Origin of the sequence: Actinoallomurus sp. CA-150999, from assembly GCF_050942425.1 — a bacterium.
In the GTDB taxonomy this organism is placed as follows: domain Bacteria; phylum Actinomycetota; class Actinomycetes; order Streptosporangiales; family Streptosporangiaceae; genus Actinoallomurus.
Window position 1 is genome coordinate 3,506,636 of record NZ_CP192063.1, and the last position, 17,378, is coordinate 3,524,013.

Genomic DNA, 17,378 nt, shown 5'->3' on the forward strand with positions numbered 1-17,378 from the left:
GGCCAACGTCGTCCCAGTCTGCAACTGATGGGGAGCGGAACGAAGACGACGAGGAGGGTTGATGGTGCCTGCTGCCATGAGTCCGGGCCGAGGACGTCCAGAGCGTCAAGGTCTGTACGACCCCGCGGGTGAGCATGACGCCTGTGGCGTCGGCATGGTCGCCGACCTGAACGGCCGCAAGAGTCACGACATCGTCGTGAAGGCCTTGACCGTCCTGCGTAACCTGGATCACCGCGGTGCCAAGGGCGCCGAACCGGACGACGGCGACGGCGCCGGGATCCTCACCCAGCTGCCCGACGCCCTGTTCCGGGAGGTCGTGGACTTCGCGCTGCCCGAGCCCGGCGCGTACGCCGCGGGCATCGCGTTCCTGCCCACCGACGAGGCGGAGCGGGCCGAGGCGGTCGCCGTCGTCGAGCGGATCGCGGACGAGGAGGGCCTGACCGTCCTCGGCTGGCGTGAACTTCCGCACGACCCGAACTTCTCGGGCCCGACGGCGCGCGCGGTCATGCCGCACTTCGCCCAGCTGTTCCTGAGCGCCCGCGGCGGCGCCCGGGAGCTGGAGCTGGACCGGATCGTGTTCTGCGCCCGCGAGCGCATGGAGCAGGACACCGGGGTGTACTTCCCGAGCCTGTCCAGCCGCACGATCGTCTACAAGGGGATGCTGACCACCCCGCAGCTGGAGCCGTTCTTCGCGGACCTGTCCGACCGGCGGTACGGCACCGCGATCGCGCTGGTCCACTCGCGGTTCTCCACCAACACGTTCCCGGCGTGGGAACTGGCCCACCCGTACCGGTTCATCGCGCACAACGGCGAGATCAACACGGTCAAGGGCAACCGGAACTGGATGCGGGCCCGCGAGGCGCTGCTGAAGTCCGACCTGCTGCCGGGCGACCTGTCCCGGATCTACCCGGTGATCGACATCGAGGCCAGCGACACCGCGTCCTTCGACGAGTGCCTGGAGCTGCTCCACCTCGGCGGCCGGTCGCTGCCGCACTCGGTGCTCATGATGATCCCCGAGGCGTGGGAGAACCACACCGAGATGGACCCGGAGCGGCGGGCCTTCTATGAGTTCCACTCCACGCTGATGGAGGCCTGGGACGGCCCGGCGAGCGTCACCTTCACCGACGGCACCGTCGTGGGCGCGGTCCTGGACCGCAACGGCCTGCGTCCGGGCCGGTTCTGGGTCACCGACGAGGGGTTCGTCGTGCTGGCCAGCGAGGCCGGCGTGCTCGACATCGAGCAGTCGAAGGTGGTCCGCAAGGGCCGCCTGCAGCCCGGCAAGATCTTCCTGGTCGACACCGCCCAGGGCCGCATCGTCGAGGACGACGAGATCAAGGCGGAGCTCGCCCGCGAGCACCCGTACGCCGAGTGGCTGAGCGACGGCCTGGTTCGCTTCGGGGAGCTGCCCGAGCGCGAGCTGCGCGTCGTCGAGGAACTGCACGAGGGTGACCTGCCCTCGCACGAGACGCTGGTCAAGGGCCAGCAGATCTTCGGCTACACCAACGAGGAGCTGAAGATCCTCCTGGCGCCGATGGCGAAGAACGGCGCCGAGCCGATCGGATCCATGGGCACCGACACGCCGCTGGCCGCGCTGTCGGACCGTCCGCGGCAGCTGTTCGACTACTTCAAGCAGCTGTTCGCGCAGGTCACGAACCCGCCGCTGGACGCCATCCGCGAGGAGCTCGTCACCAGCCTGCAGTCGACGCTCGGCCCCGAGGGCAACCTGCTCGAGCCCGGCCCGGGCTCCTGCCGCCGGCTCGTGCTGCCCACGCCGATCCTCGACAACGAGGAACTCGCCAAGATCACCCACATCAACGACGACGGCGACCGGCCGGAGTTCCAGCCGTACGTCGTCTCCGGCCGGTACGACGTGGCCGGCGGCGGCGAGGCCCTGCGGCGCCGCCTGCGGGAGATCTGCGCCGAGGTGTCGGCGGCGATCCGCGACGGCGCCCGCCTCCTCGTCCTGTCCGACCGCGGGGCCACCGCCGAGAAGGCGCCGATCCCGTCGCTGCTGCTCACCGGCGCGGTGCACCACCACCTGATCCGGGAGAAGACCCGTACGCAGGTGGGGCTGGTCGTCGAGACCGCCGACGCCCGCGAGTGCCACCACATGGCGCTGCTCATCGGGTACGGCGCGTCGGCCGTCAACCCGTACCTCGCCATCGAGACCGTCGAGGACCTGGTCGCCGGCGGCGTCCTCACCGGTGACCCGGCCAAGGCCGTCCGCAACCTGGTCAAGGCGTACGGCAAGGGCGTCCTGAAGGTCATGTCCAAGATGGGCGTGTCCACGGTCGCCTCGTACACCGGTGCGCAGATCTTCGAGGCGGTCGGGCTCGGCGAGGAGGTCGTCGGCGAGTGCTTCACCGGCACGACCTCCCGCCTCGGCGGCGTCGGCTACGACGTGCTCGCCGAGGAGGTCGCGCAGCGCCACCACCGGGCGTACCCGCCCGGCGGCAACGAGCTGTCGCACCGCACCCTCGAGGTCGGCGGGGAGTACCAGTGGCGGCGCGAGGGCGAGCCGCACCTGTTCAACCCAGAGACGGTGTTCAAGCTCCAGCACGCCACCCGCACCCGCCGCTACGAGATCTTCAAGGACTACACGAAGCTCGTCGACGAGCAGGCGCAGCGGCTGATGACCCTGCGCGGCCTGTTCAAGCTGCGCGAGGGCGTACGCGCGCCGGTGCCCGTCGAGGAGGTCGAGCCCGTCTCGGAGATCGTCAAGCGGTTCTCCACGGGCGCGATGTCGTACGGTTCGATCTCCGCCGAGGCCCACGAGACCCTCGCGATCGCGATGAACCGCCTCGGCGCCAAGTCCAACACCGGTGAGGGCGGCGAGGACCCGGAGCGGTTCACGCCGGACGCCAACGGCGACCTGCGCCGCTCGGCGATCAAGCAGGTGGCGTCGGGCCGGTTCGGCGTGACGTCGGAGTACCTGACCAACGCCGACGACCTGCAGATCAAGATGGCGCAGGGCGCCAAGCCCGGCGAGGGCGGGCAGCTGCCCGGCCACAAGGTGTACCCGTGGATCGCCAAGACCCGGCACTCCACGCCCGGCGTCGGCCTCATCTCGCCGCCGCCGCACCACGACATCTACTCGATCGAGGACCTGGCCCAGCTCATCCACGACCTGAAGAACGCCAACCCGGCGGCGCGCGTGCACGTCAAGCTCGTCGCCGAGGTCGGTGTCGGAACGGTCGCGGCGGGCGTGTCCAAGGCGCACGCCGACGTCGTCCTGATCTCCGGGCACGACGGCGGCACCGGCGCCTCGCCGCTCACCTCGATCAAGCACGCCGGCGCGCCCTGGGAGCTCGGCCTGGCCGAGACCCAGCAGACGCTGCTGCTCAACGGCCTGCGCGACCGCATCGTCGTGCAGACCGACGGGCAGATGAAGACCGGCCGCGACGTCGTCATCGCGGCGCTGCTCGGCGCCGAGGAGTACGGCTTCGCGACCGCGCCGCTGGTCGTCTCCGGCTGCGTGATGATGCGCGTCTGTCACCTGGACACCTGCCCGGTGGGCGTCGCCACCCAGAACCCGGAGCTGCGCAAGAAGTTCAGCGGCAAGCCGGAGTTCGTCGTCAACTTCTTCGAGTTCATCGCCGAGGAGGTCCGCGAGTACCTGGCCGCGCTCGGCTTCCGGTCCCTCGACGAGGCGATCGGGCACGTCGAGATGATCGACAGCGCCGAGGCCGTCGGCCACTGGAAGGCCGCCGGGCTCGACCTGGCCCCGATCCTGCACCGGCCCGACCTGCCCGACGGCGCGGCGCTGAGCCGTGTCACCGGGCAGGACCACGGCCTGGAGAAGGCGCTCGACAACACGCTGATCCAGCTCGCCGAAGGCGCCATCGCCTTCGGTGACCCGGTCAAGCTCGAGCTGCCGATCCGCAACGTCAACCGCACGGTCGGCACGATGCTCGGCCACGAGGTGACCAAGAAGTGGGGCGGCGAGGGCCTGCCCGCTGACACGATCGACGTCACCTTCACCGGGTCGGCGGGCAACTCGTTCGGCGCGTTCGTGCCGCGCGGGATCACGCTACGGCTGATCGGCGACGCCAACGACTACGTCGGCAAGGGCCTGTCCGGCGGGCGCCTCACCGTACGCCCGCCCGCCGACGCGCCGTTCAAGGCGGAGGAGCAGATCATCGCCGGCAACGTCATGCTGTACGGCGCGACGTCCGGTGAGGCGTTCGTCCGCGGCGTCGTCGGCGAGCGGTTCTGCGTCCGCAACTCCGGCGCGACCGCCGTCGTCGAAGGCGTCGGCGACCACGGCTGCGAGTACATGACCGGCGGCCGGGCCGTCGTCCTCGGCCCGACCGGCCGCAACTTCGCGGCCGGCATGTCCGGCGGCATCGCCTACGTCCTGGACCTGCGGCCCGAGCGCCTCAACGCCGAGATGGTCGACCTCGACCCGCTCGGCGACGACGACCGCGCCTACCTGCGGGACATCGTCGAACGCCACCGCGCCGAGACCGGATCGACGGTGGCCGCCGCGCTGCTCGCCGACTGGGACGCCGCGGTCGGCCGCTTCGCGAAGGTCATGCCGCGCGACTACAAGAGAGTCCTGAACGCCCGCGCTGCCGCCGAGGCCGAGGGACGCGACGCCGACCAGGCCGTCATGGCCGCCGTCAACGGGTGAAGGGGGAGACATGGCTGACCCTAAGGGCTTCATGACCCATCAGCGGGAGCTCCCGCAGCGTCGCCCCGTCGACGTTCGGATCCGCGACTGGCGTGAGGTGTACGAGAACTTCCCCAAGGGCTCGCTGGAGAAGCAGGCGTCCCGCTGCATGGACTGCGGGATCCCGTTCTGCCACAACGGCTGCCCGCTGGGGAACCTCATCCCCGAGTGGAACGACCTCGTCCACCGCGACGAGTGGCAGGGCGCGATCGAGCGGCTGCACGCCACGAACAACTTCCCGGAGTTCACCGGGCGGCTGTGCCCGGCGCCGTGCGAGTCCGCCTGCGTCCTGGGCATCAACTCCGACCCGGTGACGATCAAGCGGGTTGAGGTCGAGATCATCGACCGGGCGTTCGCCGAGGGCTGGGTCACGCCCCAGCCGCCGGCCGTCAGGACCGGCAAGAAGGTCGCGGTCGTCGGCTCCGGCCCCGCGGGCCTGGCCGCCGCCCAGCAGCTCACCCGCGCCGGCCACGACGTCGTCGTGTACGAGCGGGCCGACCGGCCCGGCGGGCTGCTGCGCTACGGCATCCCCGAGTTCAAGATGGAGAAGAAGCACCTCGAACGGCGCCTGGACCAGATGCGCGCCGAGGGCACCGAGTTCCGCACCTCGGCGAACATCGGCGTCGACGTCACCGCCGACGAGCTCCGCGCCTCGTACGACGCCGTGGTCCTCGCCGGTGGCGCGACCGCCTGGCGTGACCTGAAGGTCCCCGGCCGGGAGTTCGACGGCATCCACCAGGCGATGCAGTACCTCCCGCCCTCCAACAAGGTCCAGGAGGGAGACATCGCCGAGTCGCCGATCTGCGCCGAGGGCAAGCACGTCGTCGTCATCGGCGGCGGCGACACCGGCGCGGACTGCATCGGCACCGCCGTCCGCCAGGGCGCGCTGTCGATCACCCAGCTGGAGATCATGCCGCGTCCGCCGGAGAACCGTCCCGGCGGCCAGCCCTGGCCGACCTACCCCATGCTGTTCAAGATGGAGTCGGCGCACGAGGAGCTGGTCGACCTCGGCGGCGAGCGCGCGTACGCGGTCAACACCCTGGAGTTCCTCGGCGACGAGGACGGCCGGGTCCGGGCGCTGCGCGTCGTCGACGTACGGGGCCCGGAGACCGGCTTCGAGCCGATCGAGGGCACCGAGCGGGAGATCCCGGCCCAGCTGGTCACCCTGGCCATGGGCTTCGTCGGGCCGGAGCGCGCGGGCCTGCTCGAGCAGCTCGAGGTCGAGCTGGACCAGCGCGGCAACGTCGCCCGCGACACCTCGTACGCCACCTCCGTCGACGGTGTCTTCGTCGCCGGCGACATGGGCCGCGGCCAGTCGCTGATCGTCTGGGCGATCGCCGAGGGCCGCTCCGCGGCGGCCGCCGTAGACAAGTGGCTGCAGGGCCACTCCCACCTGCCGGTCGCCATCCCGCCGACCGCCCGCCCGCTGGTCTGATCCGTACCGTGGGGCGTGTCCCGGCCGGGATACGCCCCACGGCCGCGAATCCGTACACATCCCAGAAAATCGGGCGCGCCGCAATTCTCTTGTGGTTTCGACCGTCCTTGTGGTGGCCAACTCCGTGCGAACATTGCGCGGCCAGCAAGTTAAGGACGTAATTAACTCACCTGTCGCCAAATACCCTGTTGAAGGGGCAATTTTCGGGGCGTGCTTCACAACAGTGAGGCCGGGGGGCTCCGAATACATCGGCAGGGGCGCGGACGTGAACTGGATCAGCCCGGAGAACATCGTCGCGGTGATCGCCGCGCTGCTGGGACTTATCGCGCCCGCCATCGGCGCGATCTTCCAGCAACGGACGCGGCGCGGCAAACGCATCGGCCACCGTAAGCAGATGGACACCGCGATCGGCGGCGACCGCGGCGACGGCCAAGGGCAATCGAAGGAAGGGTTCGGGCTCTTCACGGCGCAGACCGGCACACAGAAACCCACCCTCGTGCTTCTGCGCATCGAGAACAACGGCACGAGCAGCATCGTGAAGGAGGACTACACCAGCTCCGACGAGGATCACGGCCTGAAGGTCGTATTCACCGGACGCACCATCTCGAGCGTCGAGGTCATCGCGGATCCCAAGGCGGACCATCTGCTCAGCCACTTCGCCCAGGGCGGGATGCAGTTCCACGGCAACACGATCGATCTGCCCCGTGTCCCGCTCAACGTGGACCAGTATTTCAAGCTGCTCGTGCTTCTCAGCGGCGGCCCGGTCGGCAGCGAGGTCACGGTCAGCGGAGGAATCCGGGACGGCAGAGTGGCGCCCAGCCGCAGTATGTCGGTCGACGACAAACCGCCCCTGTTCAGCAAGGTCGCCTTGGGGACCACCGTCGTCCTCGCGGCCTGCCTCCTCATCCTGGCGGGCATCGTCGTCTTCGGGCGTTCGATCCCCATGGGCTGTGTCGATGGAGACCTCAGAGTGGTCGGCTCGACGGCATTCGAGCCTGCCGCGGAGAAACTCGCCCGCCGGTACGAGGCGGAATGCCCGAGTTCGCAGATCACCGTGGACGCGCACGGCAGCACCGAGGGCGTACGGGAACTGGCGAGCGGCAATGCCAAGAACGGTTCCCCGGCCCTGCTCGCCATGTCGGACGGCACCGAGCCGGCCGGCTTCACCCGGCTGAACGAGAACCGGGTCGCCGTCGTCGCCTTCGCCCTCGTCGTGAACGACCAGGTCCACCTCCAGAACCTGACGACCGACGAGATACGCCGGATCTACCGCGGCGATGTGGTCAACTGGCAACAGCTCGGCGGCCCTGACCTGCCCGTCCGGCTCGTCAGCCGGGACGCCAACTCCGGCACCCGCGACCTGCTCCGCCGACGCCTCCTCGGCGGCCAGGGCGAACCCCCCTTCACCTCGCGGGACTGCGTGAACAAGAACTCCCCGCAGGACAAGGTCATCCGCTGCGAGCTGGGCAGCACCGGCGAGGTCCTCACGACCGTCGCCCAGGTGCCGGGCGCCATCGGCTACGGCGAACTGCGGGCCGCCGAGACCTCCAAGAACGTGCACACGCTGAGCATCGACGGCCAGGCGCCGTCGACCACGGCCATCAGTGCCGACACCTACCGCTTCACCGAGATCGAGTACGCGTACACCAACGGCACACCGGCCCCCGGTTCCCTGACCTCGAGCTTCCTCAACTACATGATCAGAGGCAGCGGCCAGGACGTGCTGAAGGCCTTCGGGCACGTGCCGTGCTACTCACCCGACGGCCTGAAGCGCTGCCAGCCGTGACCTCCGGACAAATTCCCCTTAGGTGGTAATCCGCCGGTTTTAATCATCCTCTGACCAGATCTGGTTAGGATCGGCAAGACCAACGGGTCCCCGGCGCAAACAGTGGAAGGTCACACTTGCTGCCTAAACTCTCCCTCGCATTGACCGCTGCCGCATGCGTACTCGCGTCCTCGGGTATCGCGCACGCCGATTCGGCGATTCCTCGGCCACGGCCCACAGGTTGGCCCATCAAGGTGGACACCGGGTCGTTGAACGATACGAAGGCGGAAGCCGAGGCGACGATCCGCTACTGGACCAAGACAAGGCTGTTGCAGAACTCACCCTCGGCGGAGGCTCCGAGCCCGAAGTCCTCGGATCCGGCGGATCCCGTCCCCACGGTCGGGCGGATCGTCTTTCCCGGGTTCAACTGCACGGCCACCGTCATCGGGTCGGACCTCATCCTCACCGCGGCCCACTGCATCAAGCGATACGGCGTGCCGATCGGAAGGCTCGGCGCGTTCGTGCCGCAGTACAACGCCGGCAACGGTCCGCGGGGCAGTTGGCCGCTGGCCGACTACTACATCGACTCACGCTGGGGGGTCACCGACAACCCGCGGTACGACTACGCGCTGGTGAGGCTGTCGATGACCGGCCATGACTACCACCTGGGCGACAAGACCGGAACCGTACGGATGTCGGCCGACCCGTTCAAGGCCGGTGAACAGGTCGACCTCCTCGGATATCCCGGCGACCAGGACGTCCCGTACCGATGCGAGACCCCCGTCAGCTCCGTGAAGTTCAGCGGCGTCGGTTACTGGAAGGTCGACTGCGCCTCGTACACCGATGGGGTCAGCGGAACCTCCTTCCAGCACTACCAATCCGCACCATGGAACACCACGACCATCGGCGCGGTCGTCGGCGGATACCAAGAAGGCGGCTCGACCGTGGAGACGAGCTACGCCTCCCAGTGGGACTCCAGCATCTACGCCCTGTGGCAGCAGGCGAACGCGGGCAGCGCCGTCTCCTGAGCCGCGGACGGCCTGGCCCTGAAGGGCCGGGCTGCCTCAGGCCGGCTGGTCCTGAACCGCTGCCATTTCCCCTGGTGTAACGACGTAACTCGAAGGTACGAGGGCGGCGCGGCTCAGTCGGCCGCCTTTCGCAGAGCTTTCAGGTAGCCGTCCCCGGACTGGTTGAGCCGCTTGATCAGATGCTCGAGCTCTGTGTCCGACTCGTCGGCGGGCCGGGCACTGCCCGCCCAGAGGATCGCGACCTCGATGAGCTTCTGATCGGCGTATCCCACGACCCCGCATTCGCCGCGAACCCGATTGGCACCCACCTCGGGCAGATTGACCTTGGCGACCGCGGCCTCGGCGATGAGCATGAACCCCATCGAGGCGAAGCCCGTCTGCGGGATCAGCGACCATTCCTCGATGAGGCCGCCGCTGGCGTTCTTGTCGTTCAGGCCGGTCTGTGCCACACCGTCCTCAGGGCTGGGCGCCTTGGGGTTGTCCTGGGTGAACTTCCGGCCGCCGAACGTTCCTTCGGTCATGATCGCCCTTGCCTGGCGGGCACCGGTGCCGCGAAGGACGATGACGTGACCGTCGGCGGGGATGTCCGCCCGCCCGGCGCTCTTGTCGAGCAGTTCCTTCTGCTGTTTGTGCATCTGGTCGAGTTTCTGCGCCATCTGCCGATTGGCGGGGGAGTTGAGGATGCTCGTGCAGTCGGCACGGGCCTTGCCGGCTTCCGCCACCGCCCCTGCCGCCTCGGCGATGATGGCCCCATAGGCCGTACGGACGTTGACCTCGGTGAACATCTCCTTTTTGCTCTGATTGGCCGCCGCGACGATGTTCTTCAGCAGCTTCAGCCGCATCTGGCCCTTTTGCTCGTCCGCCGGGGGGTTCAGGGTAGTGCCGAAGGTCTTGATCGCCTGGGTGTCGGTGATGGACACCCGCTTGCCGTTCAGGGTCAGGCCGGTCGCAGGGCGCTTTCCGGTCGCCTTCGCCGCGTTCGCGGTCGGTGCCGCCGTGAGGACGGACTGACGCAGCGGCGTCCCGGGGACGGCGTTGTCGGGGGTCGCGTCCTGGTTCAGCAGTCGCGCTTGCGCGCTGTTGTCGTCTTCGTCCTTGTTCGGGTTCGGAGCTATTTCTTGCTTGTACATGGTCGGGCCCGGTCACATGGCAGGCGCGGTGCCGGCTTGTCCGTTGCCCGCGACAGGCGGGCTGCCGACCGCAGCGTGGTCGATCTGGTTGACCACCGAGGGGATCGGGAAGGCGCGCCGGTAGAGGTCGACGCCGGTGCTGTCGCCGGACTGGACGAGCTGGAGGGCCAGCCTCAGTTTGTCGGTCTCGGCCTGCCTGCGGTCGTTCTCCACCTGCTGCGCCCGGACGGCCTGCGTTTGCAGCCCGGCGGAGTAGGCGTCCAAGGCGTCTCCGTCGCCCAGGACCGAGTCGACGACCACCCCGTCGGTGCGCAGCACGTGGCTGTCGGCGCCCACGACGATCCCTGGGACGGTGTGCGTACTCCCGTCGTCGGCGGTGTAGGTGGAGGTGTAGCCGGGGGTGACGCGCAGGTAGGAGACCGCCTGCCCGTCGGCGCCGGTCAGGGAGACGGTCTGCACGAAGTCCTGCCGGGCCTCGCCGGACACGTCGACGATCTTCTGCAGTTCCCGGGTGATCGCCTCGCGTGCCTCGGCGACCTTCTCGGGCAGCAGGCAGTCGCCGAGCAGCCGGTCCAGGTCGGCCAGGGGGACCTCGTCGCGCGACTCGGCGTGTCCGTTGAAGAAGGCGACGCGAATGTCCACCAGGTGAAGCAACGTCAGATACTCGTGATTCATCTGCCGGAAGACGAAGTTGAGGGTGCGGCTGACGTTGATGTTCTCGAGCGTACGCTCGACCGCCTGCTCCTCGCCCTCCTCCAGCTTCATGTCCATGCTCGTGTCGATCTGGACGTCGCGGCGGGAGGATGCCCGGGCGCTGTTCTGCGCGACGGCGTTGGTGAGATTCTTGGTGAACTCCTCCCGGGCACTGTTGGAACTGCCCGACACGCCGGCGCTGGCCTTGGCGCTCGCACTTCCCCAGCCCCAGTTCGCATTGCCCTCGGCCTCGACCTCGGCGCGGTACTCGAAGCTCTTGGCGGAGTTGTCCTGATTCGACTGCTCGGAGTTGACCGTACGGCTGAACTCGTCCTCGGTATCGGTGCTGGTGGAGTCGAGGATCGAGGCGGCCTGCTGCTGGCTGACGGCCGACCGCCGGTAGGTGCTGATTCGGATGCTGGTCTGCTCGCCCGGCAGTAACGAGAAGGTCTTGAGCACACGGCCGGCGCCGTACCGGCCCGGTAGCGAGGTCAGCCGGTAGTACTCCACCAGCACCAAGCCGGGAGCGCAGTGCCCCGGTGCGGGCAGGAAGCGGTAGCCGTACTCACCGGTGGGCGCGCGGCTGACCACCAGGCGTGCCCCGGACGACAACTGCTGGACCACCGTGGCGTCGTCCAGGCCCGCGACCGCCTGCTGCATCCCGGCGCGCGCCGCGTCGTCGGTCCCGTTGGCGACGTTGGGGAAGACCGCGGGATCGAAGTAGCCGGTGGTCTTCGCCGTCTGCCAGGCCGTGCTGATCCGCTGCCGGGTCAGCGCGAACGGCGGCACCCTGGTGCCAGGCGTCTCGTGCCCGGTGTCGGGGTCCTCATAGCCGTGCAGGTAGATCAGCGGGGTCCGGGGTTCGGGCCGGTCCTCGTCCAGGCCGCGCAGGGAGGTGGAGGTCACGGGCTGCTCGCGCAGGCGGAAACAGAGCCGCCGCTTGTCGAGCGCCTCGGTCAGTGGCTGGTCGAAGTCCAGCGGCACGACGACGTCCTTCACCTGCTGGCTTCCGGTGTAGTTGAAGCGGAATGTCAGCGAGTTGCCGTGCACCAGGTCCGTCCAGGGGCCGTTGTCGTTGCCTCCGTCCTGCAGTTGCCGCAGTGTGATGCCGAGGGAACGGGCCCCCGGATTACGGGTGTCGGGGAAGTTGTCCCACGTCTGGAGCGGCTCGCCGGACTCGTCGTACACCCCGCAGGTCAGCTCCATGCCGTCGGGCGAGATGAGCGAGATCGCGAATGATCCCGCCTGGGACTCCGCGAAGGGCGTGAGCCAGTAGGTGAGCCCGTAGTAGGTCCGCCACGCCGACTGGTCGACGTCCAGCGGAATGATGAACTGTCCCCGATAGCTGGTCGGCTCCGGAAGACTCTCGTCGCTGATCACGGCCGACGTCGGCAGCGCTGTTTCCATGCTCTCCTCCTTGAGAAGCCTGAGTGCGCCTCCGCATCGTGAATCTCCGATGGTCGAAGCACCATCCGGGTAAACACCGAGTCTCTGGCCGGAAACGGCACGGTGGCCGCGACGAGTCCGCCGCCCGCCCGGGCCGAGGCCCTTCGCGAAGATCACTACGCTTGGCCGGATGACTGATGATCGAATGATGCGCGGTTACTCCGGCCACTCGCATGACCCGGGCCGCTACCCCACACCCGTCATCGAGCTGGACGGCGCGCCCGTCTCGGTCAGTGTCGACATAGACGCGGTGCTGTGGACCTGCGATCTCCGCGGCGGCGAATGTACCAGCCGTCCCCTGGACCTCGACGCCGCCGGCCCCGACGACGCCTGGTACCTCGAGAACGACTATTGGGACGAAGGCGACGACGAGTACGGGCGGCGAAAGATCGTCATACGGGCCGACAACATCGCTCAGCGCATGACGGTGTCGCGGCTCGACGGGCGGCCCGTGGTCGTCACCGGCGGTGACCGGTTCGACTTCTCCTTCGAGGACGACTACGACTCCAGCGGCGGAATCGTACGGGTCTGGGATCTGCGCACCGGAAACCGGGTCGGTACGGTCATGGTCGGTCACGGTCTCGGCGTCTGCTCGCTCGCCACCGTTCCCTCCGAGCGAGGGCCGCTCGTCGTCAGCAGTAGCGAGGAGGGCAAACTCCTGGCGTGGGCGATGGCCACCGGTGAACCCGTGGCAGAGCTCGAAGGCGGCTACAACGGAGAGATGGCCGCCGCCCTCGTCGACGGCCGGCCGGTCGCCGTGACCGGAGGAGACGACACCTTCCTGCAGGTCTGGGACATCCGGGGCGGCGAACAGATCGGCGAGGATCTGAACGGTATCGAGCCCTGCGTCAGGGCCATCGCGATAACCGAGCTGGCAGGCCGGGCGGTGGTGGTGGCCGGCGGCGACGACGCCGCGCTGCATGTCTGGGACCTGGCGACCCAGGACCCGATCGGATCGCCGATGACCGGCCATACCGAGGGCATCGAAAGACTGGGCATCGCGACCATCGCCGGACGGACGGTGGCCGTCACCGGAAGCCCTGGCGACATCCGCGTATGGGACCTCGCCCGAGGAGAACAGGTCGGAGACCCGCTCACCGGCCACCACCTTCAGACGGTCACCGAGATCGCGGGTACTCCCGCCGCCGTCGTCCAGGGCTCTGGCGGCACCCTTCGCCTGTGGGACCTGACGCTCGCAGCCCGCTGACGATCAAGTCGGCCCTGAGAGAACAACCGCCAGGTGAGGTCGAAGATCGCGTTGGCTTGGTCGCAGGACCGAACCCTCGGGAGGGTGCATGGGCGAGCACGAGGCATTCTGGATCGACCGGGACTACGACCGGGAGCGCGCCGCCGACGGGTCGAGCCGCTACGCCGAGCACGTGCGGCAGAACGCCGCCGCGTTCGACGGATCGTGGGGCGACATTGCCCCGGTCACCTTCGCCTGCGCCGCCTGGCGGCTCGCCACGACGCCGGTGCCCCCGTACGTGCGCTGGCACCGGCGGATCCTGACCGCCGCCTGCGACCGCAACCCCTGGGACGGCGGCCTCACCGTTCACGCGATGCTCGCCTCACCGCTTCCCGCGCAGCTCACCACCTCCCGCGACTGGTGGCGTGACCGCGGCTGGCGCGATTGGCCACAGACCGTCGGGCAATACCTGGATCCGACCGACCAGGACCTGACCCGGAGTCCTTTCCTGCGAACGACCCTGCTGGTCGACGCGCCGGTTCCGCTCGGCGCGCTTCCACCGGCCCCCGACGGCCCATCCGACACGCTCGCCGACACGGCGGGCCTCGCCGTGGCCGCCATGGTCAAAGAACTCAACGAGTTGCTCAGCCCGATCATCCGCCGGCTGGAGACCGCGCCGACACGCGATTGAATCGTCGACCGGATCGGCGGATTCGGCGGAAATGAGCGCCATTCATATGGCGTGGGCTCGGCCGAGATGGCTAACGTCATCAGCGTCGCGCCCAAGCGTCGCCGGCGCACGGGCCCAGGACTCGTACGGGAAGCAGCGATGGCACGCGACCGGGGCGGGGACCAGGTGTCCCAGAACGTTAGAGCGTCCGGGCACGGCCAGGTGAATGCGGCCGCTCGTGACCTGCACATCCATCATCACTACGCGCCGGATGCGGGCTCGGCGCCGCAGGCGCCGATGACCCTGCCGGCCGCGCCGGCACTTCTGGTCGGCCGTACGGAAGAGACCGCAGGCCTGCTGGAGTTGCTCGATCCGCGAAGTCGGGAGTCCAAAGCGGTCGTGGTGTCGGCCGTGCACGGGCTGGGCGGAATCGGCAAGACCGCCCTCGTCCTGGACGCGGCGCACCAAGCGGTCGGGCGCGGCTGGTTCCCCGGCGGGGCGGTCTTCGTGGCACTGCGCGGGTATGACCCGGCTGGCCAGGTCACCGCCGCCCAAGCGGTGGACATCCTGCTGAGGGCACTGGGCGTTCGGGATGAGGATCTGCCGCCCGGCTATGAGGAGCGGGTAGGGCTGTACCAGTCTGAGCTGGCGCGGCGAGCCGATCAGGACACGTCCGTGCTGGTGGTCGCGGACGACGTGGCTTCCGCCGATCAGGTACGGCCGTTGATTCCCGCCCAGGATGTGCACCGGTTGCTGGTCACCTCACGGGACACCCTGGCATCCCTGCCGGCCCGTCTGATGTCGCTCGACGAACTACAGCCCGGCCCCGCCGCCGAGATGATCAGCGGAATCCTGACCCTGGCCCGTCCCGGCGACACCCGACCGGCCAACGAGTCTCCCGCACTCAATCAGGTGGTCGAGCACTGCGGTCGGCTACCACTGGCCCTGCAGATCGCCGCGGCGATCCTGGTCGGCGACCCTGGCCTGCCCATCGCCTCGCTGGCCGCCGACCTGGCCGATGAGCGCACCCGGCTGGACCGGCTGCACTACGAGGAGATGAGCGGTCGGTCCACGGCGGTGCGCGCCGCCTTCGAGCTGTCCTACCGGCGACTGAACCCCGGCCAGCAGTCACTCTTCCGGTTGCTGTCCCTCAACCCCGGTCCCGACATCTCCACCGATGCCGCCGCCGTACTCGCCGTATGCCCCACCGCTGAAGCGCGTCGCCTGCTGGCAGCACTGGCCCGGGCCGGTCTGGTGACCGAATCACCAGCAGGATCCGGGCGCTGGCGACGACACGACCTCATCGCCGTGTACGCGGCCGAACTCGCTGAGCGACAGGACATCGACCGGCTCGACCAGGCCCGCAGCCGTCTCCTGGAGCACTACTCGGCGATGGCCGAAGCCGCCGCGACGGACTTCCGGGCGCTGCCCGACGATCCACGCTCAGGGCGGTTCACCGACCGTGAGGATGCGCTGGCCTGGCTGGACGCCGAACGGCCCAACCTCGTCGCTGCGGTCGCGCAGGCCGCCCCGGCACATCCGCGCACGGCCGTCGCGTTGACCAAGTCCCTGGCCGGGTATCTGGACTGGCGCCGCCACGTCGACGACGCGATCGCGACCGGAGAACAGGCCCTCACCGCCGCACGGCAACTCGGTGACCGGAGCGGCGAGGCCGCCACCTTGCACAATCTCGGCATCGCTCTACGTACGGCGCGCAGGTTCCCCGAGGCGGTCGATGCCCAGACCCAAGCACTGGCCATTCGGCGGCAGATCGGGGATGGCAACGGCGAAGGCGACGCGCTGACCGGCCTCGGTGGCACGCTGTGGCAGGTACGTCGGTTCGACGAGGCGGTCGACGCCCTCAACCGCGCCATCGCCATCCATCGAGAGACCGGTGACCGGCACGGCGAAGGATTGGCATTGGGCAATCTCGGTAGGGCCCTGGTAGGCGAACGCCGATTCCAAGAGTCCATCGACGTCCATCACCGCGCCGTCACCATCTTCCAAGAAACCGGTGACCGGCACCGCGAGGGCACGGCATTGGGCAACCTCGGTGCCGCCCTGGCAGGCGAAGGCCGATACAAAGAGGCGATTAATGCCTATGCCAAGGCCGGCGCCATATTTCAGAACATGGGTGATCGGCATGGCGAAGCCGGCGCACTGACCAACCTGGGTAGGGCGCTGAAGGACATAGGCCTGTTCGCTGAGGCGATCGACGCCCTCACCTGCGCCGTGACCGTCTATCGAGAGACCGGTGACCGGCACGGCGAGGGCATCGCTCTGGAGAACCTCGGTTCCGCCCTCGGAGGCGCGGACCGGCCCGATGAGGCGATCGACGCCCACAACTGCGCTATCGCAATCTCCCGGGAGACCGGTGACCGGCACGGCGAAGGCATCGCGTTGAACAACCTCGGCCGAGCCCTACGCGGCGAAGGCCGGTTCGATGAGGCAATCGATGCCTTCACCCGCGCCATCGCCATCTACCGGGAGGTCGGTGACCGGCATGGAGAAGGCGGCGCACTGCACAACCTCGGTGATTCACTGAGGGACGGCGGCGAAGCTGCAAAGGCGATCGACCGTTATACGCAGGCCACTGTGATCTTCAACGAGATCGGCGACCGGCCCGACGAAGGTGCTGTGCTGATCAATCTTGGTGGCGTCCTGCGAGAGGTCGGGCGGTACGAGGAAGCGATCGAAGCCGCCACCCGCGCCGCCGTGCTCTTTCGAGAAGTCGATAACCAGTATCTCGTAGGCGGCGCCTTGAACAACCTCGGCACCGTCCTGCACGAAGCAGGCCGACCCGAGGAGGCCGTCGACGCATTCACTCAGGCCGCTGCGATCTTCGGCGAGATCGGTGAGCGGACCGCCGAGGAGAAGGCCTTGGCCAATCTCAGCCGGGTGGTACGGGAAGGGCGTAGGCGCGGTGCACGGAGTGGATGGCGAGGGGCACTGGATCGGCTGCGTGGGACAGGCGACCGCTGAGCGCGAGATCGCAGGTCATCCTGGCGCGTCGAGCCAGACCAGCGTGACCGTTCGCGTACGGGAGAAGACGCGTCGCGCTGTTTCGGCGTCCTCGAACCGCCCGCGCCAGTCTCCGGACTCGGCGCAGACCAGGGCGTGACCGTCGCGGAGCTGCAGGCCCCAGCACAGGACGCCCCCGTCGTCCTGCTCGGCGTCGATCCAGCACAGCGCGAAGGGCCGGGGTGCGACCTCGACGGCGAGCTCCGCCGCTTCCTGCTCGAGGTCAGTGAATGCGGAAATCTTCGTCATGCACCACACTCTGTCCTTGCTCATTTACTCTGAGTGTGCATTCGCATCCGTGGTGAAGGGGCCGTGAGGGCGGCTCATCCGAC

General features: G+C 68.7%; 10 protein-coding genes. 7 read left to right on the forward strand and 3 right to left on the reverse strand.

The window, feature by feature from the left end; translation table 11 throughout:
* The first annotated feature begins 76 nt into the window (after window positions 1–76).
* The 4 genes from gltB to ACQP2O_RS16715 all read left to right on the forward strand — a co-directional run bounded on the left by gltB (window position 77) and on the right by ACQP2O_RS16715 (window position 8,900).
* Window positions 77–4,633 carry a glutamate synthase large subunit gene (gltB, locus tag ACQP2O_RS16700; protein ID WP_433185349.1) on the forward strand — a complete coding sequence of 1,519 codons (4,557 nt, stop codon included), beginning with the start codon at window positions 77–79 and terminating at the stop codon, window positions 4,631–4,633.
* Between the two features lie 10 nt (window positions 4,634–4,643).
* Window positions 4,644–6,107: a glutamate synthase subunit beta gene (locus tag ACQP2O_RS16705; RefSeq protein WP_433185351.1), complete on the forward strand. Its 1,464-nt coding sequence runs from the start codon at window positions 4,644–4,646 to the stop codon at window positions 6,105–6,107.
* A gap of 265 nt (window positions 6,108–6,372) precedes the next feature.
* Window positions 6,373–7,893, forward strand: coding sequence for a substrate-binding domain-containing protein (locus ACQP2O_RS16710; RefSeq protein ID WP_433185354.1), 1,521 nt, complete (start codon window positions 6,373–6,375; stop codon window positions 7,891–7,893).
* Window positions 7,894–8,141: 248 nt separating this feature from the next.
* A complete protein-coding gene (locus tag ACQP2O_RS16715; RefSeq protein WP_433185357.1) occupies window positions 8,142–8,900 on the forward strand; it encodes a trypsin-like serine peptidase in 759 nt (252 codons plus the stop codon).
* Between the two features lie 113 nt (window positions 8,901–9,013).
* Here ACQP2O_RS16715 and ACQP2O_RS16720 read toward each other — a convergent pair whose 3' ends face one another.
* Together ACQP2O_RS16720 and ACQP2O_RS16725 are read right to left on the reverse strand one after the other, a co-directional pair.
* Window positions 9,014–10,030: a hypothetical protein gene (locus tag ACQP2O_RS16720; protein WP_433185360.1), complete on the reverse strand. Its 1,017-nt coding sequence runs from the start codon at window positions 10,028–10,030 to the stop codon at window positions 9,014–9,016.
* A 12-nt stretch (window positions 10,031–10,042) separates the two neighbouring features.
* Window positions 10,043–12,130: a hypothetical protein gene (locus ACQP2O_RS16725; protein WP_433185362.1), complete on the reverse strand. Its 2,088-nt coding sequence runs from the start codon at window positions 12,128–12,130 to the stop codon at window positions 10,043–10,045.
* Between the two features lie 169 nt (window positions 12,131–12,299).
* Between ACQP2O_RS16725 and ACQP2O_RS16730 the strand changes: the two genes are divergently transcribed.
* The 3 genes from ACQP2O_RS16730 to ACQP2O_RS16740 all read left to right on the forward strand — a co-directional run bounded on the left by ACQP2O_RS16730 (window position 12,300) and on the right by ACQP2O_RS16740 (window position 17,007).
* Entirely contained in the window at window positions 12,300–13,376 is a 1,077-nt protein-coding gene (locus tag ACQP2O_RS16730; protein ID WP_433185365.1) for a WD40 repeat domain-containing protein, read from the forward strand.
* 88 nt (window positions 13,377–13,464) lie between these two features.
* Window positions 13,465–14,046 carry a hypothetical protein gene (locus tag ACQP2O_RS16735; RefSeq protein WP_433185368.1) on the forward strand — a complete coding sequence of 194 codons (582 nt, stop codon included), beginning with the start codon at window positions 13,465–13,467 and terminating at the stop codon, window positions 14,044–14,046.
* A gap of 138 nt (window positions 14,047–14,184) precedes the next feature.
* Window positions 14,185–17,007: a tetratricopeptide repeat protein gene (locus ACQP2O_RS16740; protein WP_433185370.1), complete on the forward strand. Its 2,823-nt coding sequence runs from the start codon at window positions 14,185–14,187 to the stop codon at window positions 17,005–17,007.
* A gap of 15 nt (window positions 17,008–17,022) precedes the next feature.
* On the opposite strand, the gene ACQP2O_RS16745 is transcribed toward ACQP2O_RS16740, so the two are convergent.
* Window positions 17,023–17,295 carry a hypothetical protein gene (locus ACQP2O_RS16745; protein WP_433185373.1) on the reverse strand — a complete coding sequence of 91 codons (273 nt, stop codon included), beginning with the start codon at window positions 17,293–17,295 and terminating at the stop codon, window positions 17,023–17,025.
* Between the last annotated feature and the right edge of the window lie 83 nt (window positions 17,296–17,378).

Bases quoted from the DNA above. Each gene is read 5' to 3' on its own strand.
- gltB (WP_433185349.1), top strand. From the start codon at position 77: ATGAGTCCGGGCCGAGGACGTCCAGAGCGTCAAGGTCTGTACGACCCC.
- ACQP2O_RS16705 (WP_433185351.1), top strand. From the start codon at position 4,644: ATGGCTGACCCTAAGGGCTTCATGACCCATCAGCGGGAGCTCCCGCAG.
- ACQP2O_RS16720 (WP_433185360.1), bottom strand. From the start codon at position 10,030: ATGTACAAGCAAGAAATAGCTCCGAACCCGAACAAGGACGAAGACGAC.
- ACQP2O_RS16725 (WP_433185362.1), bottom strand. From the start codon at position 12,130: ATGGAAACAGCGCTGCCGACGTCGGCCGTGATCAGCGACGAGAGTCTT.
- ACQP2O_RS16730 (WP_433185365.1), top strand. From the start codon at position 12,300: ATGACTGATGATCGAATGATGCGCGGTTACTCCGGCCACTCGCATGAC.
- ACQP2O_RS16735 (WP_433185368.1), top strand. From the start codon at position 13,465: ATGGGCGAGCACGAGGCATTCTGGATCGACCGGGACTACGACCGGGAG.
- ACQP2O_RS16740 (WP_433185370.1), top strand. From the start codon at position 14,185: ATGGCACGCGACCGGGGCGGGGACCAGGTGTCCCAGAACGTTAGAGCG.
- ACQP2O_RS16745 (WP_433185373.1), bottom strand. From the start codon at position 17,295: ATGACGAAGATTTCCGCATTCACTGACCTCGAGCAGGAAGCGGCGGAG.